This is a genomic window from Roseovarius tibetensis (genome assembly GCF_050896375.1).
Classification (GTDB): Bacteria; Pseudomonadota; Alphaproteobacteria; order Rhodobacterales; family Rhodobacteraceae; genus Roseovarius; species Roseovarius tibetensis.
This window is the reverse complement of record NZ_JBPBBB010000005.1, coordinates 150284-171526: the sequence shown is the minus strand read 5'-3', so window position 1 is coordinate 171526 and position 21243 is coordinate 150284. Positions and strand designations below refer to the sequence as shown.

General features: G+C 64.4%; 16 protein-coding genes and 1 pseudogene. 11 read left to right on the top strand and 6 right to left on the bottom strand.

Features of this window, described 5'->3' with window-relative positions; translation table 11 throughout:
• Positions 1-3: 3 nt before the first annotated feature.
• The 3 genes from ACROSR_RS05865 to ACROSR_RS05855 form a co-directional block, all read right to left on the bottom strand.
• Positions 4-234 (bottom strand): BolA/IbaG family iron-sulfur metabolism protein, encoded by a 231-nt coding sequence (locus tag ACROSR_RS05865; protein WP_432683012.1) that lies wholly within the window; start codon positions 232-234, stop codon positions 4-6.
• 82 nt (positions 235-316) lie between these two features.
• Entirely contained in the window at positions 317-2482 is a 2166-nt protein-coding gene (gene purL, locus ACROSR_RS05860; protein ID WP_432683010.1) for a phosphoribosylformylglycinamidine synthase subunit PurL, read from the bottom strand.
• 511 nt (positions 2483-2993) lie between these two features.
• Positions 2994-3899, bottom strand: a complete 906-nt coding sequence (locus tag ACROSR_RS05855) for a LysR family transcriptional regulator (protein ID WP_432683008.1) — start codon at positions 3897-3899, stop codon at positions 2994-2996.
• 168 nt (positions 3900-4067) lie between these two features.
• Here ACROSR_RS05855 and ACROSR_RS05850 point away from each other — a divergent pair, with 168 nt between their 5' ends.
• The 10 genes from ACROSR_RS05850 to ACROSR_RS05805 all read left to right on the top strand — a co-directional run bounded on the left by ACROSR_RS05850 (position 4068) and on the right by ACROSR_RS05805 (position 15554).
• Entirely contained in the window at positions 4068-7487 is a 3420-nt protein-coding gene (locus ACROSR_RS05850; RefSeq protein ID WP_432683006.1) for an indolepyruvate ferredoxin oxidoreductase family protein, read from the top strand.
• Between the two features lie 93 nt (positions 7488-7580).
• Positions 7581-8444 carry a lysophospholipid acyltransferase family protein gene (locus ACROSR_RS05845; protein ID WP_432683004.1) on the top strand — a complete coding sequence of 288 codons (864 nt, stop codon included), beginning with the start codon at positions 7581-7583 and terminating at the stop codon, positions 8442-8444.
• A 20-nt stretch (positions 8445-8464) separates the two neighbouring features.
• Positions 8465-9277, top strand: coding sequence for a glutamate racemase (locus tag ACROSR_RS05840; protein ID WP_432683002.1), 813 nt, complete (start codon positions 8465-8467; stop codon positions 9275-9277).
• A gap of 78 nt (positions 9278-9355) precedes the next feature.
• A complete protein-coding gene (gene argC, locus ACROSR_RS05835) occupies positions 9356-10384 on the top strand; it encodes an N-acetyl-gamma-glutamyl-phosphate reductase (protein ID WP_432683000.1) in 1029 nt (342 codons plus the stop codon).
• Positions 10385-10399: 15 nt separating this feature from the next.
• On the top strand, positions 10400-10846 hold the full coding sequence (gene ccmE / locus ACROSR_RS05830) for a cytochrome c maturation protein CcmE (protein WP_432682998.1): 447 nt from the start codon (positions 10400-10402) through the stop codon (positions 10844-10846).
• 189 nt (positions 10847-11035) lie between these two features.
• Positions 11036-11644, top strand: a complete 609-nt coding sequence (locus tag ACROSR_RS05825) for a holin-associated N-acetylmuramidase (protein ID WP_432683062.1) — start codon at positions 11036-11038, stop codon at positions 11642-11644.
• Positions 11638-12213, top strand: coding sequence for a holin family protein (locus tag ACROSR_RS05820; protein ID WP_432682996.1), 576 nt, complete (start codon positions 11638-11640; stop codon positions 12211-12213). Before ACROSR_RS05825 ends, ACROSR_RS05820 begins: the two co-directional genes overlap by 7 nt.
• Positions 12214-12271: 58 nt before the next feature.
• Positions 12272-14254 (top strand): heme lyase CcmF/NrfE family subunit, encoded by a 1983-nt coding sequence (locus ACROSR_RS05815; protein ID WP_432682994.1) that lies wholly within the window; start codon positions 12272-12274, stop codon positions 14252-14254.
• Positions 14251-14703: a cytochrome c-type biogenesis protein gene (locus tag ACROSR_RS05810; protein ID WP_432682992.1), complete on the top strand. Its 453-nt coding sequence runs from the start codon at positions 14251-14253 to the stop codon at positions 14701-14703. The genes ACROSR_RS05815 and ACROSR_RS05810 overlap by 4 nt, the downstream gene beginning before the upstream one ends.
• Before the next feature lie 71 nt (positions 14704-14774).
• Positions 14775-15554 carry an enoyl-CoA hydratase-related protein gene (locus ACROSR_RS05805; protein ID WP_432682990.1) on the top strand — a complete coding sequence of 260 codons (780 nt, stop codon included), beginning with the start codon at positions 14775-14777 and terminating at the stop codon, positions 15552-15554.
• Between the two features lie 88 nt (positions 15555-15642).
• On the opposite strand, the gene gltA is transcribed toward ACROSR_RS05805, so the two are convergent.
• Complete coding sequence (gltA, locus tag ACROSR_RS05800) at positions 15643-16938, bottom strand: citrate synthase (RefSeq protein WP_432682989.1); 1296 nt, start codon at positions 16936-16938, stop codon at positions 15643-15645.
• Between the two features lie 64 nt (positions 16939-17002).
• Positions 17003-18424 carry a glutamate--tRNA ligase gene (gene gltX, locus ACROSR_RS05795; protein ID WP_432682987.1) on the bottom strand — a complete coding sequence of 474 codons (1422 nt, stop codon included), beginning with the start codon at positions 18422-18424 and terminating at the stop codon, positions 17003-17005.
• Positions 18425-18539: 115 nt separating this feature from the next.
• Here gltX and ACROSR_RS05790 point away from each other — a divergent pair.
• Positions 18540-20521 (top strand): annotated as a pseudogene (locus ACROSR_RS05790) (ComEC/Rec2 family competence protein).
• Here the strand turns inward: ACROSR_RS05790 and lexA are convergent.
• On the bottom strand, positions 20515-21216 hold the full coding sequence (gene lexA, locus ACROSR_RS05785) for a transcriptional repressor LexA (protein WP_432682985.1): 702 nt from the start codon (positions 21214-21216) through the stop codon (positions 20515-20517). The pseudogene ACROSR_RS05790 and the gene lexA sit on opposite strands and share 7 nt — an antisense overlap.
• Positions 21217-21243 lie beyond the last annotated feature (27 nt).

Here is a 21243-nt window from a genome sequence, read left to right as displayed (position 1 = left end):
GGATTAGTCAGGGGCTTTTGTGGTAAGCGCGAGCGCGTGCACCGCCCCGTCGGGCCCATCCATCTTGCCCTTGAGCGCGGCGTAAACCATCCGCTGCTGCTGTACGCGGTTCTTTCCGCGAAAGCTTTCGTCGATGACTTCGGCGGAGAAATGCACCCCGTCATCGCCTTCCACCCGGATGCGAGCCTCTGGCATGGCGTTGCGGATCAGCGCCTCTAGATCGGATGCGAGCATGGTTTGGCACACCTTGTTGAGTTCCTATGGTGGAAAAGTAGAACCTGCACAGGCCGAGCGCAAGGGTGCGTCGCAGCCCGGATCAGTCGAAGAGGGCACCGAAGCCGGAGCGGTACAGCGCGGACAGGTCCGACAGCGGCGCCTCGATGCGGCCCATGCGGACAGTGTCGCCGGTGAAACGGCCCACGGTCCAGAGCGGGACATTCGCGCGACCTGCCGCGATCATCAATGCCTCGGCCGCATCGAAATTGCAGGCGATGAGGTAGCGGCCCTGATCCTCGCTGAACAGGGTCGCCGTGTCGTCGGAGTCGAGACGGATGCCCACGCCCGCCGCCTCGGCCATCTCGAAGGCTGCCAGAGCCAGGCCGCCATCGCCCAGATCGGTGCAGGCCTTGATGTTCGCGTGATTGTCGCGGATGAAGTCGCCGTGGCGTCGTTCAGCGTCGAGATCGACATGCGGCGCGTCGCCCTCGGCGCGGTTGAACACCTCGGCCAGCAGCGCGGATTGCCCGAGATGACCGTGGGTGCTGCCCAACAAAAGCGCCACGTGCCCGTCGCGGGCCACCCCGGTGATCGCGGATTCGGGATCACGGATCAGCCCGATCGCGCCAATCGTGGGGGTGGGCAGAATTGCGGTGCCGTCGGTCTCGTTGTAGAGCGAGACGTTGCCCGACACGATCGGCATGTCCAGCGCCGTGCAGCCCGCGCCAATGCCCTTGATGGCATTTACGAACTGGCCCATGATCTCGGGCTTTTCGGGATTGCCGAAATTCAGGTTGTCGGTGGCCGCAAGCGGGATGGCCCCAAGCGCCGACAGGTTGCGATAGGCCTCGGCCACGGCCTGCTTGCCGCCTTCCTCGGGATTGGCGGCGACGTAGCGCGGGGTCACGTCGGCGGTAAATGCCAGCAGCTTGTCGGTGCCGTGCACACGCACCAGCCCGGCGCCCTGACCGGGGGTACGGGCGGAATCGCCCATCACCATCGTGTCATATTGCTCGTAGACCCATTGCCGCGAGCAGTAGTTGGGCGAGGTGATGAGCGCGCGCAGCGCATCGATGGGGTCGACCTTTGGCACCGTGACCGGGTCAAGTGGTTCTGCCGGGTCAGGATCGTCGAACGGGCGGTCATACTCGGGCGCGGCGCCGGAAAGCTGGGCGAGCGGAAGGTCGGCCTTGACACTGTTGCCCTGCATCACAAGAAACCTGTCCTCGGCCAGTGTCTCGCCAACGATGGCGAAGTCGAGATCCCATTTCTCGAAGACCGCGCGCGCCTCTGCCTCCTTTTCGGGACGCAGGACCATCAGCATGCGTTCCTGGCTTTCCGACAGCATCATCTCGTAGGCGGTCATGCCGTCCTCGCGCTGCGGCACCGCGTCGAGCTGCAGCTTGACGCCCAGCCCGCCCTTGTCGCCCATTTCCACTGCCGAACAGGTCAACCCGGCCGCGCCCATATCCTGGATCGAGATCACCGCGCCGGTCGCCATCAGTTCCAGACACGCCTCCATCAGGCGCTTTTCGGTAAACGGGTCGCCGACCTGCACGGTGGGCCGTTTGTCGTCGATGCTGTCGTCGAATTCGGCCGAGGCCATGGTGGCGCCGCCGACGCCGTCGCGGCCGGTTTTGGCGCCGAGATAGACCACCGGCATGCCGACGCCCGAGGCCGCCGAATAGAAGATGCTGTCGGCGTCCACCAGCCCGGCGGCAAAGGCATTGACCAGGCAGTTGCCGTCATAGGCCGGATCGAAGCGCACCTCGCCGCCGACGCAGGGCACCCCGAAGCAGTTACCGTAGCCGCCGATCCCCTCGACCACGCCATGCACGAGCGCCCGCGTGCGTGGATGGTCGGGGCTGCCGAAGCTGAGCGCGTTCATCGCGGTAATCGGGCGTGCGCCCATGGTGAACACGTCGCGCAGGATGCCGCCCATGCCGGTGGCCGCCCCCTGACGCGGCTCGATATACGACGGATGGTTGTGGCTTTCCATCTTGAAGACCACTGCCTGCCCGTCGCCGATATCGACGATGCCCGCATTCTCGCCGGGGCCGCAGATGACTTGGGGGCCGGTAGTGGGCAGGGTGCGAAGCCACCGTTTGGAGGACTTGTAGGAACAATGCTCGTTCCACATGGCCGAGAAGATACCCAGTTCGGTAAAGCTGGGCTCGCGACCGATGATTTGCAGGATGCGGTCGTATTCGTCGGGCTTGAGGCCGTGCGCCGCAACAAGGTCGGGCGTTATGGACGGGTCGGACATGGGGTGGGCTCTCTCGCTGCTGCGGTTTCGACGTGGTTTAAAGCATGGGCCGCGCAGGTGGAAGGGGCGCGCGCCGCGCGCTGAGGCAGGCAGGTGCCGAGCGGTTGCAGATGGATACGGCCCGGCACGCAGACCCGTAAGGCCCTGTCGCGGCTCCGGTCGCAGATGGATGTGGATGACATGCGGCAGGTCCGAGTTCAGCGCGATTTCGGACGACGACGGTGCATCGCGCCGTCGCACCCCGGGCCGGTATGCCGTCAGGTTTGGCCCGCTAGCGCGGTTGCCTGCCGAACTGACCCGATGCCCAATCTGCGGGCAAACAAAAAAAAGGCCGAGCACAAGGCTCGGCCGAAGTCCAACAGGGAGGTATGATGATGATCGCCGATTGGCCATCACCGCCATACGATCCAGATAGATACGGCCCCCTGACCGATCAAGGCAAATCATGCTGCGGGTGCAGCATGGCCGCTATGCAGCAGGGGCATAGCCTGTACACCGCTTGCGCAATTTATCAGCCAAGTGTCTGTTCCTTGATCTTTTTGCGATACGCGATGATCTCGTCCTGAACGAAATCGCGGAACGCACCAATCCGCTTGGATTGCCGCAGCTCTTCCGGATAGGCGAGAAAGACGGGCACCTCGTTCGAGGAAATATCGGGCAGCACGCGCTCGAGTTCGGGAAAGTCGCGAATCAGGTAATCCGGCAGCACCCCGATCCCGAGCCCGTGCAACACGCCCTGAAGCACGCCGAAATAATTGTTGACCGTCAGAAGGGACGTGATGTCGTTCGTGGTCAATTCCCGCACCAGCAGGGCCGCCGCGCCCACCTGCGCCGAACGCGGGTTCTGGCAGATCAGCCGGTGATGCTGCAAATCCTCGACACAGGTGGGGGCGCCGTGACGTTCGAGATAGCCCTTCGTGGCGTAAAGGCACATATGCACGCTCATCAGGCGTTTGCGGATCAGGTCGGCCTGGGACGGCTCCTTCATGCGGATGGCGATGTCGGCCTCGCGCATCGGCAGGTCGAGAACGCGTTCCTCGAGCATCAGGTCGATCTTGAGATCCGGATACTTGTCGTAAAGCTTGGTCAGGCGCGGCGCGAGCCACAGCGTGCCGAACCCGGTCGTGGTGGTGACGCGCAATTCGCCGAACACCTCTTCCTCGCTGTCGCGGATGCGGGCGGTGGCCGCGTCGAGACGCTTGAGCATGGCGCGGGTGGCGTCGAACAGCAATTCGCCCTGTTCGGTGAGAATCAGCCCGCGCGCGTGACGGTGAAACAACGTGGCGTTGAGCGATTCTTCGAGGGCGCGCACCTGGCGAGATACGGCCGATTGCGACAGGTGCAACTGATCGCCCGCATGGGTGAGGCTGCCCGCATCCGCCACAGCGTGAAATATTCTGAGCTTGTCCCAATCCATCGTCATAACTTTCTGAAATTCGCGTGCCGCGTCACGCAATAGCAGACATATCCGGCACGGCGATAGCGAGGGCAAAGTATTTTCGTGAATTTCCGCTTGGTAGGTCATATATTGTGACCTTATATTGCGGTATCATGCTTCAAAGCTGATCAGCCACGGGAGAGCGACATGACCAGACAGGAAATCACGCTGAACGATCGGTTCGATCTGGACAAATCGCCGGTCCTTCTGAACGGTACGCAGGCGATGGTGCGCCTGATGCTGATGCAGGCCGCGCGCGACCGCGCCGCCGGCCACGCCACCGCGGGCTATGTCACGGGCTATCGCGGCTCGCCGCTGGGGGCCGTCGATATGCAGATGCGCCGCGCCGAGAAATTTCTGGCCGAGGCCAATGTGCGGTTTCGGGAGGGTCTGAACGAGGATCTGGCCGCGACCGCCCTCTGGGGCAGCCAGCAGGCGGAATTGCGCGGCGAGGGCAAATATGACGGGGTGTTCGGGCTGTGGTACGGCAAGGGGCCGGGCGTCGACCGTTCCGGCGACGTGATGCGGCACGCCAACATGGCCGGCACCTCGCCGCTGGGGGGCGTGCTGATGGCGATGGGTGACGACCACACCGGCGAATCCTCGACCGTGCTGCATCAAAGCGAATGGGCGCTGGTCGATGCCTACATGCCCGTGGTCAGCCCCGCCGGCGTGCAGGAGATCCTTGATTACGGGATCTACGGCTATGCGCTCAGCCGGTTTGCCGGGGTCTGGGTGGGCCTGAAGACGATGAAGGACACCGTCGAGGCCACCGCGGTCGTCGATGGCCGTCCCGACCGGATGCACCTTGTCACGCCCGATGTGCCTTTGCCCGACGGGGGCCTCAACATCCGGTTGCACGACACGCCGCACGCGCAAGAGGCGCGGATGATCGACTACAAGCGCTTCGCCGCCGAGGCATTCAGCCACGCCAACGGCATGGACAAGCGCATGTGGGGCAAGCCGGGCGCGAAGATAGGGTTCGTCGCGGCCGGCAAGAACTGGCTGGATCTGGTGCACGCGCTGGAACTTCTGGGCATCGACGCGGCCGAGGCCGAACGACTGGGCCTGACCACGTACAAGGTCGGGCAGACCTTTCCGCTGGACATGAAAGGGTTTCACGACTGGGCCGAGGGGCTGGACCTGATCGTCGTCGTCGAGGAAAAGCGCAAGCTGATCGAGGTGCAGATCAAGGAGGCCATATTTGACGACCGGCGCGGCCGCCGCGTCTATGGCTGGTACAAGGGCGGCGCCGGCGGCATGCACCGCGAGGAGCTGTTCCCGACGCGCGGCGCGCTCGACCCGATCTGGATTGCCGAAAAGCTGGGGGGCGTCCTGATCGAAGAGGGGCGCGGCACCGACCGGATAAAGGCCGGGCTTGACGCGCTGTCCGAGGCGCGCGCCGGCGACAACGCCGAGGAAATCGCGACGCGGTTGCCCTATTTCTGTGCGGGATGCCCCCATAACTCGTCCACGACCGTGCCCGAGGGCAGCCGCGCCTATGCCGGGATCGGCTGTCACTACATGGTGCAGTGGATGGACCGCGAGACGACCGGCTTCACCCATATGGGCGGGGAAGGGGCCAACTGGATCGGCGAGGCGCCGTTTTCCAAACGCGGCCACGTCTTTCAGAACCTCGGGGATGGCACCTACAACCACTCCGGCGTGCAGGCCATTCGCGCCGCACTGGCGCAGGGGACCACGATCACCTTCAAGATCCTCTACAACGACGCCGTCGCGATGACCGGCGGGCAGGGCAACGATGGCGGGCTGGATGCGCCGCGAATCGCCGCCGAACTGCGCGCAATGGGCGTTCAGCATCTGGCGGTGGTCTATGACGAGAAAGAGGATGTCGATCCCAAGTCCTTCCCCGCGGATGCCGAGATTGCCGAGCGCGCGGACCTGCCGAAGGTGCAGGAACGGCTGGCGCGGATCGAGGGGGTCAGCGTGCTGCTGTACATCCAGACCTGTGCGGCCGAAAAGCGGCGCCGCCGCAAGCGCGGCACCTTCCCCGATCCCGATCGCCGCGTCTTCATCAACACCGATGTCTGCGAGGGCTGCGGCGATTGCGGGGCGCAATCCAACTGTGTCGCGATCGTTCCGGTCGAGACGGAACTTGGCCGCAAGCGGGCGATCGACCAGTCGAGCTGCAACAAGGATTTTTCCTGTCTCAAGGGCTTTTGCCCATCTTTTGTCACGCTCGAAGGTGCGACGCCACGCAAGGACGGCACCACCGATCTGACCCTGCCCGACATGCCCGACCCGGTGCTGCCCGCGATTGACGGCACGCATAACGTCGTGATCACCGGCGTAGGCGGCACCGGCGTCGTGACCATCGGTGCGGTGATGGCGCAGGCGGCGCAGATCGACGGCAAGGGCGCCGGCATGATGGAGATGGCCGGTTTGGCCCAGAAGGGCGGCGCGGTGCATATCCATTGCCGCATCGCGGAAAAGCCGGGCGACATCAACGCGATCCGGGTGGCGACCGGTGAATGCGATGCGCTGATCGGTGGCGACCTGGTGGTCAGCGCCGGGTCCGCGACGCTGGGGCTGACGCGACCGGGCAAGACCGGGGCGGTGGTCAACAGCCACGAGATCATGACCGGTGATTTCACCCGCGACACCGACTTCCGGTTGCCTACCGACCGCTTGCGCCTATCGCTGGAGGCGAGGCTGCGCGAGGGTGTGCAGCTTTTCGACGCCTCGGATCTGGCCGCGAAGGTCATGGGCGATTCCATCTATTCCAACATGATGATCTTCGGCGCGGCGTGGCAGCGCGGGCTGATCCCGTTGAGCTTCGAGGCGATCGCGCAGGCCATCCGCCTGAATGGTGCGGCGGTGGACAATAACCTGCGCGCCTTTGACATCGGACGGTATGCCGCGCTTTACCCCGACAAGGTGGACAAGCTGCTGACGCCAAATGTCGTGGCCAAGCCAAAGACCCTCGACGACCGGATCGCGACCCGCGTCGATCACCTGCGCGCCTATCAGGGCAAGGGGCTGGCGAAACGCTATCGCCGTATGATCGACGGGATCGAGGATGCCGAGCTGCGCGAGGCCGTTGCGAAAGGCTATCACAAGCTGCTGGCCTACAAGGACGAATACGAGGTCGCGCGCCTGCACCTGCAGACCGCCGAAAAGGCCCGCGCCGAGTTCGGCGGCGACTTTCGCATGACCTTCCATCTGGCGCCGCCGGCGCTGTCGAAAACCGGCGCCGACGGGCGGCCGCAAAAGCGCGCCTTCGGGCCGTGGATCCTGCGCGGGTTCGGCCTACTGGCGCGGCTGAAGGCGTTGCGCGGCACGCCGTTCGATCCGTTCGGATACAACGCCGAACGCAAGATGGAACGCGCGCTGATCCGGCAATACGAGGCCGACATGGCCGAAGTCCTGCCGAAATGTGACGCCGCGACCCGCGATGCGGTGATCGCGCTTGCGGATCTGCCTCTGAGCATCAAGGGCTTCGGCCCGGTCAAGCAGGCCAACGCGGCCAAGGCCGAAAAGCGCCGCGAGGAATTGCTGGCGACAATCCGCGCGGGCGGGCCGGAATTGGCGCAGGCAGCGGAGTGAGCGTCACGAAACAGTCACGGGAAAGAGGCAAAAGCGTCGTGTAGTCTTCACGGGTGCGGGAACGACTCCCCGCCCGAACAAAGGGATCGACCGATGCAGACCGACCGCCACATCGCCCGTGACATTTCCTACGCCCATTCCGCCCAGACGCGGGGCGGGCGGGCGATGATCCGCACGATGGAGAACCTGACCGGACGCGTCGCGCTGATCAAGCGCGCCGCAGGCTACGAGCGTGACGTCGCCATGGGCCGCGACTTCTGGCAGGTGATCGTCGAACGATATGGCCTGACGCTTGACGTCGTGGGCGGCAGTCTCGACGCCATCCCGCGCGAGGGGCCGCTGGTGCTGATCGCCAACCATCCCTACGGGATCCTCGACGGTCTGATGATGGGCCATATCCTGAGCAGTACGCGCGGTGATTTCCGCATCCTCGCGCACCAGGTCTTTCGCAAGGCCACGGACATCGAACGCGTGATCCTGCCGATCAGTTTCGATGGCAGCCGCGAGGCGCTGGCACTGAATCTTGCCAGCCGGCGCGACGCGCTAAGCTACCTGGGGCAGGGCGGGGCGATCGGCGTCTTTCCCGGCGGCACGGTCAGCACATCGGCCAAGCCGTTCTCGCGGCCGCTGGATCCGGGCTGGCGTGGATTTACAGCGCGGATGATCGCCAAAAGCGAGGCGACCGTGGTGCCGGTCTATTTCGACGGCCATACCAGCCGCCTGTTCCAGCTTGCCAGCCACCTGCATTACACCCTGCGCATGGGGCTGTTGATGCAGGAATTCCGCAAACGCGTGGATACGCCGGTGCGGGTCGTCGTGGGCGACGCGATTCCCCGTGCACAGCTTGCACGGCATGCCGGGGACACGAAATCGCTGATGGCGTTCCTGCGCTCGAAGACCTATGAATTGTCGCCAAGCCCGGTCGCCGCAGGCGAGATCGGGTTCGAATACGACTGAGCCCGCGAACGGGATGCGACATGGCGGTAGGGATCTTCGACAGCGGGCTGGGCGGGCTGACGGTCTGGGACGCGGTGCGCGCGCGGCTGCAGGACGTGCCCCTCGTCTACCTGGGTGACAATGCGCATGCGCCCTACGGTGTGAGGGACGCCGACGACATTCACGATCTGACCACGGCCTCGGTGGCGCGGCTGTTCGATGCCGGCTGCGACCTGGTGATCCTGGCGTGCAATACGGCCTCGGCCGCCGCCCTGCGTCGCATGCAGGAATCCTGGGTGCCCCGTGACAAACGCGTGCTGGGTGTCTTCGTGCCGCTGATCGAGGCGTTGACCGAACGGCAATGGGGCGACAACTCGCCCCCCAGAGAGGTCGCCGTGAAGAACGTCGCGCTGTTTGCCACACCCGCCACCGTCGCCAGCCGCGCCTTCCAGCGCGAACTGGCCTTCCGGGCCATCGGTGTCGATGTAGAGGCACAAGCCTGCGGCGGGGTCGTGGATGCCATCGAAGAGGGTGACATGATCCTGGCTGAGGCGTTGGTGCGGTCGCATGTCGAGGCGCTGAAGCGGAAGATGCCACAGCCGCAGGCGGCCGTGCTGGGCTGCACGCATTATCCACTGCTCGAGGATGTGTTCCGCGCGGCACTCGGACCAGACGTTGCCGTCTATTCGCAGCCGCGTCTCGTGGCCGACAGTCTGGCCGATTACCTGGCCCGCCATCCCGCCATGCGCGGCACGGGCGAGGATGCGCTGTTCCTGACCACGGGCGATCCGATCCGCGTCTCGACCCGCGCCACGCAATTTCTGCGCCGTGACATCAGCTTTTGCTCCATCTGACACGGGCCTTCATGTGCCCTGCGTTGCATAGATGACTTGAACCCCTTAGACCGTCCAAAAGCGCTGCGAGAGGATGACATGACGCATAAAATCGCCATTCTGGGGGCATCGGGCTATACCGGCGCCGAGCTTGTCCGCCTGATCGCCACGCATCCCGATCTGGAAATCGCGGCGCTGTCGGCCAATGCCAAGGCCGGCCAGCGCATGGCGCAGGTTTTTCCCCATCTGCGTCACCTCGACCTGCCCGACCTCGTGACCGTCGACGAGGTGGATTTCTCGGGCATCGACCTGTGCTTTTGCGCGCTTCCGCACAAGACCAGCCAAGAGGTGATTGCAAAGCTGCCGCGTGATCTGAAGATCGTCGATCTGTCGGCCGATTTCCGGCTGCGCGATCCGGCTGATTACCAGACATGGTACGGCAACCCACATGCCGCGCCCGAGTTACAGGCCGAGGCGGTCTACGGCCTGACCGAGTTCTATCGCGAGGATATTACCGCCGCGCGGCTGGTGGCGGGCACGGGCTGCAACGCGGCCACCGGGCAATACCTGCTGCGGCCGCTGATCGCCGCCGGGGTGATCGATCTGGACGAGATCATCCTCGACCTGAAATGCGGCGTGTCGGGCGCGGGGCGCAGCCTCAAGGAAAACCTGCTGCATGCCGAACTGTCGGAAGGGTTTCACGCCTATGCCGCGGGTGGCACGCACCGGCACCTGGGCGAGTTTGATCAGGAATTCACCGCCATCGCTGGGCGCCCGGTCGAGATCCAGTTCACCCCGCATCTCGTGCCCGCGAATCGCGGTATTCTCGCCACCGGTTACGTGCGCGGCGATGCGGGCGCGGTGCATGAAACGCTGGCCGGCGCCTATGCGGCCGAGCCGTTCATCGAGGTGCTGCCCTTCGGCGAGGTGCCCAGCACGCGGCATGTCCGGGGCAGCAATTTCTGCCATCTCGGTGTGGTCGCCGACCGTCGGGCGGGGCGCGTGATCGTCGTCGCCGCTCTGGACAATCTCACCAAGGGCAGCAGCGGACAAGCGTTGCAAAACGCCAACCTGATGTTATCTTTACCTGAGACAATGGGTCTGATGCTGGCCCCGGTCTTTCCGTAACGAGAGACGAGATCGATGAGATCCTTGAAAAAGACACGGCGGGTTCAGGTGGTGGCGATCGCGGCGCTGGCGCTGATAATGGCCACGGCGCTTGTCGGATACGGCATGCGCGACGGGATTAACTTCTTTCGCTCGCCCAGCCAGGTGATGGCCGAACCGCCAAGCGCATCCGAGGTCTTTCGCATCGGTGGGCTGGTCGAGGCCGGCAGCATAAAGCGCGGGCAGGGCGAAGTTATCCGCTTTAACGTGACCGATGGCGGCGCGGTGGTCCCGGTGACGTATCGCGGTGTGTTGCCGGATCTGTTCGAGGAAGATCAGGGCATGGTCGGCACAGGAAGCTACCGCGACGGTGTTTTTGAGGCGACCGAGATCCTCGCCAAGCATGACGAGACCTACATGCCGAAAGAAGTCGCGGACGCGCTGAAGGAACAGGGTGTCTACCAAGGGGCGGGCGGTAGCTGAGGCCGCCGCGAAACGGCGCGTTGAATGCCGAAACGCCCACGGGCGGCTGCGTCGTGATCCGGGTATTTTAGCCAAGAAGAAATCAAGGCCGGGTTGCCGGAATGGCCACCGTACGCCGTGGCAGAAACGGGTTAACCTTGACCCCGCCAGAGTGTCTGCATGGATCAGGCAGCATGGCGGGACGGGCAGATGCAGAATGTCAAGGCAATCGCGGCAGACATAGTGGCACGCGAAGGGGGGTTCGTCGACGATCCGGACGACCCGGGCGGTGCCACCAAATACGGTGTCACGATCCACACGATGCGGCGGCTGGGGCTGGACCTCGACGGTGACGGGGATGTGGACGTATCCGATGTACGCGCCATCAGCCGGGCACAGGCGGTGCGGATCTTCATAGAGCATTACCATGACCGCCCCGGAATCGCGCATCTTCCCAAAGTGCTGCGCCCCAGCGTTTTCGACATGTATGTGAACGCGGGCGCCAACGCCGTGAAGATCCTGCAACGGCTGCTGCGCGACATGGGCGAGGCCATAGATGTCGATGGCGTTATCGGCCCGCAGACGGCGGCGGCCGCGGCGCGGGCGACACGCAGTGCCCCGGATCACATCGCCGACGCGTACGGCATCGCTCGGCGTAATTATTACTTCGCGCTTGCGGATGCGCGACCTGCCAGCCGCAAGTACGCGCGCAGCCGGGCAGGGGGCAAGGGGGGCTGGATCCGGCGCGCGGAAGAGTTCATCTCGCAGCGCTATCACCTCGATCAATGCGCATTCAACGAAAGGGTCTCGGCATGGTGATGGATATTCTACGGGCGCTGTTCGGCGGTGGCGGCAACGTGATCCGCGAGACGGCAGAAGTGTTTCGTGTCAATGCCGAGGCCGCCGACGCGCGTGACGTCAAGGTGCAGCGCGCGGCACTCGAACAGATGGCGGACGAGTTCCGTCAAACGGATCGCGGACCGTTCGACCGCATCATTGACGGGCTGAACCGTATTCCGCGCCCGGCGATGGCGCTTGGCACGCTGGGGCTTTTCGTCGCGGCAATGGTCGATCCGGTTTGGTTCGGCGAACGGATGGCCGGGCTGGCGCTGGTGCCCGAACCGCTCTGGTGGCTGCTGGGGGCGGTCGTCAGCTTCTATTTCGGCGCGCGCTACCAGGTAAAGGGGCAGGAGTTTCAACGCTCTGTCGCGACGACCCTCGCGCGGGTTCCGCAGGTGATGAACACCGTGTCGGAACTGCGCGCGCGACGCGCCGACAGTCCGAATGTTGCAACGACCGACACCGATGCAAGCCTGACACTGGCCGCGATGGAACCGGCCGAGAACCCCGCGTTACGGGACTGGCGTCGCGGGACCGCGACAATGTGAACTTACGGCGACGCCGTTTGGTATTGGCGTGCAACGCGTACTACGCTATGTCTGTCGCATGATTACAGAACTCGGTCACTTCGCCCTGATCCTTGCCTTTCTGACGGCCATCGCACAGGCGATCGTCCCGCTCGTCGGGGCGCACAAGCGCTGGCCCGGTTGGATGGCCGTGGCCGATCCGGCGGCGACGCTGCAATTCGTGCTGACCGCCGTCGCGTTTGCCGCGCTGACATGGGCGTTCGTGACGTCGGATTTCTCGCTGCGGCTGGTGACCCTGAACAGCCACACCGACAAACCGATGCTTTACAAGATCACCGGTGTCTGGGGCAATCATGAAGGCTCGATGCTGCTATGGGTGCTGATCGTGACCCTGTTCGGTGGCGCGGTCGCGTGGTTTGGGTCGAATCTTCCGCCGTCGCTGCGTGCGCGGGTGCTGAGCGTTCAGGCAATGATCGGAGTGGCGTTCTTTGCCTTCATCCTCTTCACGTCGAACCCGTTCCTGCGCATGCCGTCGCCGCCCTTCAACGGCCAAGATCTCAATCCGTTGCTGCAAGACCCCGGTCTCGCGTTCCATCCGCCGTTCCTCTATCTCGGGTATGTCGGGCTCTCGATGACGTTCTCTTTCGCGGTCGCGGCCCTGATCGAGGGCCGGGTTGATGCGGCCTGGGGTCGATGGGTGCGTCCTTACACGCTGGCGGCGTGGATTTTCCTGACCATCGGGATCGGCCTTGGGTCATGGTGGGCGTATTACGAGCTGGGCTGGGGCGGCTTCTGGTTCTGGGATCCCGTGGAGAATGCCAGCTTCATGCCTTGGCTTATTGCCGCGGCCTTGCTGCATTCGGCGATCGTCGTGGAAAAGCGCGAGTCCCTCAAAAGCTGGACGATCCTTCTGGCGATCATCGCGTTCGGGTTCTCGATGGTGGGCGCGTTCATAACGCGCTCGGGCGTGCTGACCAGCGTTCACGCGTTCGCCACCGATCCCGAGCGGGGTGTCTTCCTGCTTGGCATTCTCGCGGTCTTCATGGTCGGCGCGCTGACCCTTTTTGCAGCGCGCGCGAACGTCATGCAGGCACGGGGTGTCTTCGGCATGGTCAGCCGGGAATCCGCGCTGGTTCTCAACAACATTCTACTGGCCGTGTCGTGTTTCGTGGTGTTCATCGGCACGATCTGGCCACTGATCGCCGAGATGGTGTTCGACCGCAAGCTGTCGGTCGGCGCGCCCTTCTTCGATGCCGCCTTCACGCCGTTCATGGTGGTTCTTGGTCTCGTGCTGCCGATCGGGGCGATGATGTCTTGGAAGCGCGCGACCGTGGGGCGCGTGATCCGCAAGCTGACGCCGGTCTTCATTCTGGCTGTCGCGATCGGCACGTTGGCTTGGGCGATGCAGACGGGGCGATCGGCGGTTGGGCCTGTCGGGCTGTTTCTCGGGGCGTGGCTGATCGGCGGGGCGATGGTCGATATCTGGTCGCGCACCGGGCGTGGATCGGGCCGGGTCGCGCGCCTTGCGCGGCTGCCGCGCGCCGACTGGGGCAAAGCCTTTGCGCATGGCGGTCTGGGCGTCACCATGGCCGGCATCGCCGCAATGGTCGCATGGGAACAGGAAGATATCCGCGTCATGCAGATCGGTGAAGAGATGGAAATCGCGGGTCACACGTTGCGCCTTGATGATGTCAGCCGGCAAGAGGGACCGAATTACATCGCGACTGTTGCCGATTTCACGCTGAGCCAAGACGGGACCGAGATCGGACAGATGCAGCCCGAAAAGCGCAACTATCCGGTGGCGCAGATGCCGACGACAGAGGCTGCCCTGAACAACGGCTTCCTGCGGGATATCTACGTCGTGATCGGTGATCCGCAGGACAATGGTGGCTGGGCCGTGCGCACTTATTACAAGCCGCTGGCGAACTGGATCTGGGGTGGCACGCTCCTGATGGCCTTCGGGGGTGCACTGTCCCTTAGCGACCGTCGCTACCGCGTGGCGGCCGGGACGCGTAACACGTCTCAGTCTGTCGGACCCGCGCCAGAGGTTCCGGCGGAATGAGACGCCTTGTCATGATCTTGTGCCTTCTGGCGGCGCCGGTTTTCGCGGTTCAGCCCGACGAGATGCTGGACGACCCGGTGCTGGAAGAGCGCGCGCGCGACATTTCCTCCGGGCTGCGGTGCCTCGTGTGCCGCAACGAAAGCATCGACGACTCGAATGCCGATCTAGCCAGCGACATGCGCATCCTTGTGCGCGAACGGCTGGTGGCTGGCGACACCAACGCGGAAGTCGTCGATTTCATCGTCGACCGGTATGGCGAATACGTGCTGCTGAATCCACGCACGGGCGGCTCCAACCTGCTGCTGTGGCTGGCGGGACCGCTCATGCTGGGGGCAGGTCTGCTGATGGCATGGGTCTACCTTCGCGGCCGGTCCAAGGCACCGGAGGACGAGGTGGATCGGCTCAGCGAGGCGGAAGAGCATCGTTTGCGCGATATCCTGAAGGACTGACGCCCCGTCGTCCTTGGCCTGGGCGTGATGATGCGGTTTGATGCCCGAATTGACAGGAGGCATCGAATCCGTTGAAAGAGTATCAGACCATCACCCTGGACCAAGTCGATGACGTCGCGATCGTGCGACTGAACCGGCCCGACCGCATGAACGCGCTGAACCGCCAGATGCGGGCCGAAATCACCGACGCCGTGACACACGCCGGACGCGAAACGCGCGTCGTCGTGATCACCGGCGAGGGCAAGGCGTTCTGTTCGGGGCAGGATCTTGGCGATGGCGGAAATGCCGCCACCCTCGATCTGGAACGCGTCCTGCGCGAGGAATACGTGCCGATGCTGCGCGCGATCACCGACTGTCCGGTGCCGACCATCAGTGCGGTCAACGGGCCGGCCGCCGGGGCGGGCGCCAACCTCGCGCTGGCCGCGGATGTGGTGATCGCCACTGACAGCGCCTATTTCCTGCAGGCCTTCGCCCGAATCGGGCTGATCCCCGATGCGGGGGGCACGTGGATGCTGCCGCGTCAGATGGGCATGGCCAAGGCCATGGGCGCCGCATTGTTCGCCGAGCCGATCAGCGCCCGCCAGGCCAGCGACTGGGGCATGATCTGGGAGGCCGTCGATGACGATGCATTCGTCGAACAGTGGCAGGCCCGCGCAGCACAGCTCGCCAAGGGGCCAACACAAACCTACAAGGCGGCCAAACACGCGATCCGCGCGACATGGGACAACTCTCTGGAACGGCAACTCGATCTTGAGGCTCAACTTCAAGGCGCGTGTGGCCAAAGTCGCGACTTCAAGGAAGGAGTGGTGTCGTTCCTTGAAAAACGGCCCCCGCATTTCGAAGGGCGATGATGATCTTTTGCACCGCCATGCCGCATCCCGTACGAAAAAGGCCCGCATGATGCGGGCCTTTTCATGACAAGCGGTCAGTCGAGATTGCTCAACGGTTCTCGATATCGACGTAATCGCGCAACGTCACGCCCTGATACAGTTGCCGCGGGCGCCCGATCTTGAGCTGTGGATCGGTGATCATCTCCTTCCACTGCGAGATCCAGCCGATGGTGCGGCTGACCGCGAAGATCGGCGTGAACATCGAGGTCGGGAATCCCATCGCTTCGAGAATGATCCCGGAATAGAAATCCACGTTCGGGAACAGCTTCTTATCGGTAAAATAGGGGTCCGCAAGGGCCTGCTTTTCCAGTTCCTTGGCCACCTGCAACGTCGGGTTGTCCTCGACACCCAGAAGCTCCAGCACCTCGTCGGCGGACTGCTTCATCACCTTTGCGCGCGGATCGAAGTTCTTGTAGACCCGGTGCCCGAAGCCCATCAGGCGGAACGGATCGTCCTTGTCCTTGGCGCGCGCGATGTATTCGGGGATCTGATCGGGCGTGCCGATCTCGCGCAGCATTTCCAGACAGGCCTGATTGGCCCCACCATGCGCAGGACCCCAGAGACAGGCAATCCCGGCCGCGATGCAGGCGAACGGGTTGGCACCCGAACTGGATGCCAGCCGCACCGTCGAGGTCGAGGCGTTCTGTTCGTGATCAGCATGCAGAGTGAAGATCCGGTCCATCGCGCGGGCGAGGATCGGGTTGACCTGATAATCCTCGGCCGGAACGGCGAAGCACATGCGCAGGAAATTCGACGCGTAATCGATGTCATTGCGCGGATAGACGAAGGGCTGCCCGATGGAATACTTGTAGGCCCACGCGGCAATCGTCGGCATCTTGGCGATCATCCGGATCGAGGCAACCTCGCGCTGCCACGGATCGCTGATATCGGTGCTGTCATGATAGAAGGCCGACATCGCGCCGACGACACCCACCATGATCGCCATCGGGTGTGCGTCCCGGCGGAAACCACGGAAGAAATACACCATCTGCTCGTGCAGCATGGTGTGGTTGGTCACGCGCGTCTCGAAATCCTCCAGCTGCGCGGGCGAGGGCAACTCGCCGTACAGCAACAGGTAGCAGACCTCGAGAAAATGCGATTTCTCGGCCAACTGGTCGATCGGATACCCACGATGCAGCAATTCGCCCTTGTCACCATCGATGAAGGTAATGGTGCTGTCACAGCTCGCCGTCGAGGTGAAACCGGGATCGTAGGTGAAAACCCCGGCCGTCCCGTACAGCTTGCGGATGTCGATCACGTCGGGACCGGCCGTGGGCGAATAGATCGGCAGATCGTAGCTTTTGCCGTCGATCTCCAGCCTTGCGGCTCTTTTGTCGTCTGACATAGGGGTCCTCCCTTTCGGTGCCCTTCGTGCGGATCACAGACCGCGGGCCGGATAAAATGGGCCGTTACAAGGGATCGGGTCCCCCGCTGGCGGCGTCGTCGAGCCGGGCGATGCTCTCGGTGCGCCCGAGCACCAGCATCATGTCGAACACGCTTGGCGTGGCGCTGCGCCCGGCAAGTGCGGCGCGCAACGGTCCGGCAAGCTTGCCGAATTTCATGTCATGAGCGTCGGTAAACTGGTTCATGACCCCCTCGATCCCGTGACGCGTCCATGTAGCATTTTGCAACTGCGGCGTCAATTCTCCCAGTATACTACGGGATACATCGTCAAGTTGCACAGCCGCTTTCGGCTCGGGGGAAATCGGACGGTCAGCCAGAATAAACGCAGCCTTATCAAGAAGTTCCGGAAAGGTCTTGGCACGTTCCTTCAGGCAGTACATCCCGGACTCCAACAGCGCCGCCTTGCTTTCCTCCAACGGCGACTGATCGGTCGCCGCCAGAAATGCCTGCACTTCATGCCGCAACGCGGCATCATCCATCATCGCGATGTGCTGGCCACACGTGTTGTCCAGTTTCTTGAAGTCCAGCCGCGCAGGGGATTTTCCGATGCCGGGCAGGTCGAACCACGCCTTTGCCTGCGCATCGGTAAAGACCTCGTCGTCGCCATGGCTCCATCCCAGCCGCGCAAGGTAGTTGCGCATGCCCTCCGCCGGGTAGCCCATGCGGCGATACTCGTCGACCCCGAGCGCACCGTGCCGTTTGCTGAGCTTCTTGCCATCCGGCCCGTGAATCAGCGGGATATGCGCGTAAACAGGTACGGGCCAGCCCATGGCCTGATAGATCAACATCTGGCGGGCCGCGTTGTTGAGGTGGTCGTCGCCCCGGATCACATGCGTCACCCCCATGTCGTGATCGTCCACCGCCACGGCCAACATGTAAACAGGGCTGCCATCGCCGCGCAACAGGATCATGTCATCCAGTTGATCGCCCCGGATAACGACCTCGCCCTGCACTGCGTCCGGGATCACCACGGCGCCGTCGCGCGGGGCCTTGATGCGGATCACGTAATCCAGATCCACGGGATGCTGGTCGGGCGTCGCATCCCGCCAGGGACTGCGAAACAGTGTCGAGCGACCCTCGGCCCGGGCCGTGTCGCGGAACGTGTCGATTTCGTCCTTGGTCGAAAAGCACTTGTAGGCCTGGCCGCTTTCGAGAAGCTGTTGCGCCACCTCGCGATGCCGGTCCGCCCGTGCCGCCTGGCTGACCGCATCGCCGTCATGGTCAAGGCCCAGCCATGCCAGCCCGTCAAGGATTGCCTTCGTCGCCTCGGGCGTCGAGCGCGCGTGATCCGTATCCTCGATCCTGAGCAGGAACTGGCCGCCCCGCCCGCGCGCATACAACCAGTTGAACAACGCCGTGCGCGCGCCCCCGATATGCAGGAATCCTGTCGGCGACGGGGCAAAACGGGTCACGACTTGGCTGGCCATGGGGCGGATTAACCTTTCGGTAATGATGAACGGGCAACTATCGGGGGTATTTACCGGCCCGTCGGGGGGGACACAAGTGGCGCGCGTCTGGCAGGTGATCGTGGACGGCTGGCTGATGCAGCGCAGCCATCTCTTCGTGTGGGTGCCCGTGCTGCTGGCCTGCGGGATCGGCCTCTATTTCTCGTTGCGGGTCGAGCCGTCGGTCGCCCTGCTTTGGGCCTGCGGCGGCGGCGCTGTCGTTCTTGCTGTGGCGGCATGGCGAGGGCGCGACTGGGGCGGGCCGCTCCTTTGGGTCGCCGCGCTCGTGATCGCCGGTTTCGCACTGGCGGGGTTGCGCGCGCATCTTGTCGCCGGGCCTGTCCTTGACTGGCGCTATTACGGTCCGGTCGAGGGGCGGATCGTTGCGATCGACCGGTCGGCCTCGGATGCGGTGCGGCTGACGCTCGACCGGGTGGTGCTGGCGCGCGTCGACCCGGACCGTGTACCGCGGCGGGTGCGTGTGTCTTTGCACGGCAAGCACGAGGTCATCACGCCACGCCCCGGCTTGCGCGTTATGATGACGGCGCATCTTTTGCCACCCGGCGGCCCGGTCGAACCGGGCGGCTTCGACTTTCGCCGGCACGCATGGTTTCAGGGCATCGGTGCGGTCAGTTACACGCGCATCCCGGCACTGACCATTGCCGAGGCCGAGGGCCGCCAGACCCTGTCTCGCGCGCGCATGGCGTTGTCGCGCCATGTTCAGACCCGTCTGCCGGGCGAAGAGGGGGCGTTTGCCGCGGCGATCATGGCCGGCGATCGCTCGGGCATGGATCGTCCGACGCTGGACGTCTTGCGCACCACCAACCTTGCACATCTGCTGGCCATTTCCGGGCTGCATATGGGGCTGCTGGTGGGGTTCGTGTTCGCGGCCTTCCGGCTGATCCTGGCTGCGGTTCCCACGATTGGTCTGCGGCTGCCGGCCAAGAAGCTGTCGGCGGCGTTGGCGCTGGTGGTCGCGGCCGGGTATCTCGGGCTGTCGGGGGGCAACGTCGCGACCGAGCGCGCCTTCGTCATGGCCGCGGTGGTGCTGGTGGCCGTGATGCTGGACCGTAGGGCGATCAGCCTGCGCTCGGTCGCGCTGGCGGCGACGATCCTGCTGGTCTGGCAGCCCGAGGCCCTGCTGGGGCCCGGCTTTCAGATGTCGTTCGCGGCCACCACGGCGCTGGTCGGGGTATACGGGCTGATCCGGGACGCGGGGCTGCCTATGGGCCCGCGCTGGTTGCGCCCGGTCTCGGCGGTGGTCATCACCTCTGTCGTTGCGGGGCTGGCAACGGCACCGCTGGCGGCGGCGCATTTCAATCTCTGGTCGCATTACGGGCTGGTGGCCAACCTGCCCAGTGTGCCGCTGATGGGACTTCTGGTGATGCCTGCGGCGGTCATGTCGGCGCTGCTGATGCCATTGGGCCTGGACGCGCTGCCGCTGTGGGTGATGGGGCGCGGTCTCGCCGCAATCCTGTGGATCGCGCATTGGGTCGCGGGACTGGAGGGCGCGCGCGGCACGGTGCCGACCCCTGGCCCGACAGTGCTGCCGATGATGGCCCTCGGGGCGCTTTTCCTTGTGCTGTGGCAGGGATGGGCGCGGCTGCGGGCCTCGTGCCGGTGGCGCTGTCGCTGCTGCTGTGGGTTCAGTCCGCGCGTCCCGATGTGCTGATCGACGACACCGGCGCGCTGGTGGGTGTCATGACAGACGGGGGGCGTGCGCTCAACAAGCCGCGCGGCGGGGGCTTTGTCGCCGGTATCTGGCTGGAAAACGATGGCGACGCCGCGTTGCAGATCGAGGCCGCGACCCGGTGGACCACACGGCCCCCCGATGCCATCCCGGTGCGCGTTCTTGGCGGCGCCCGCGCCGCCGCGGCCCTGACGGACTGTGCCGCCGGTGAATGGGTGGTCCTGAATGCCGCCCCACCCGAGGGCCGGGTCGCGAACCTGCCTTGTACCGTCCTGACCCCTGCGCGTCTGCGCGACACCGGGTCGATCGCCCTTTACGCGACGGATAACGGTGTGCGCATGGTGACGGCCCGCGATATCGCGGGCATCCGTCTGTGGAGTGCTCAGTAGCTGCGAATAAGCCCGACGAGGCGGCCTTGCACCTTCACCTGATCGCCCGGCAGCATGCGGGTTTCATAGGCCGGGTTGGCAGCCTCGAGGGCAACCGCGTTGCCCTTGCGGAAAAAGCGTTTCAGCGTCGCCTCTTCGTCGCGGATCAATGCCACGACGATATCCCCGTTATCGGCGGTCGCGGTCTCGCGGATGATCACCACGTCGCCGTCGTTGATACCGGCATCGATCATCGAATCGCCCTTGACCTCAAGCGCATAATGTTCGCCCGCGCCCGATACCATGCCGCCGGGCACGGTGACGTTATGGCTGGCATGCGCGATCGCCTCAATCGGGACACCGGCGGCAATCCGACCCATCATCGGCACCTCCACCGCGCCACCGGTCTCGACCGGCCGTGCGTTGGCGGGTTTCGGGGGCGCGGCGCGATCCCCTTCGATCACGCGCGGGGTAAAGCCGCGGCCGGCCTCGCCCTGCAAGCTGTCAGGCAGCTTGAGGACTTCGAGAGCGCGCGCACGGTGCGCCAGACGCCGGATGAACCCGCGCTCTTCCAGCGCGGTGATGAGACGGTGGATGCCCGATTTCGATCGCAGGTCGAGCGCGTCCTTCATCTCGTCAAAGCTTGGCGGCACACCGGTTTGCTGGACCCGTGTGTTGATGAACGCCAGAAGATCCATCTGCTTTTTTGTCAACATCGCGCTTCGCCCTGAGATCCAATTTTC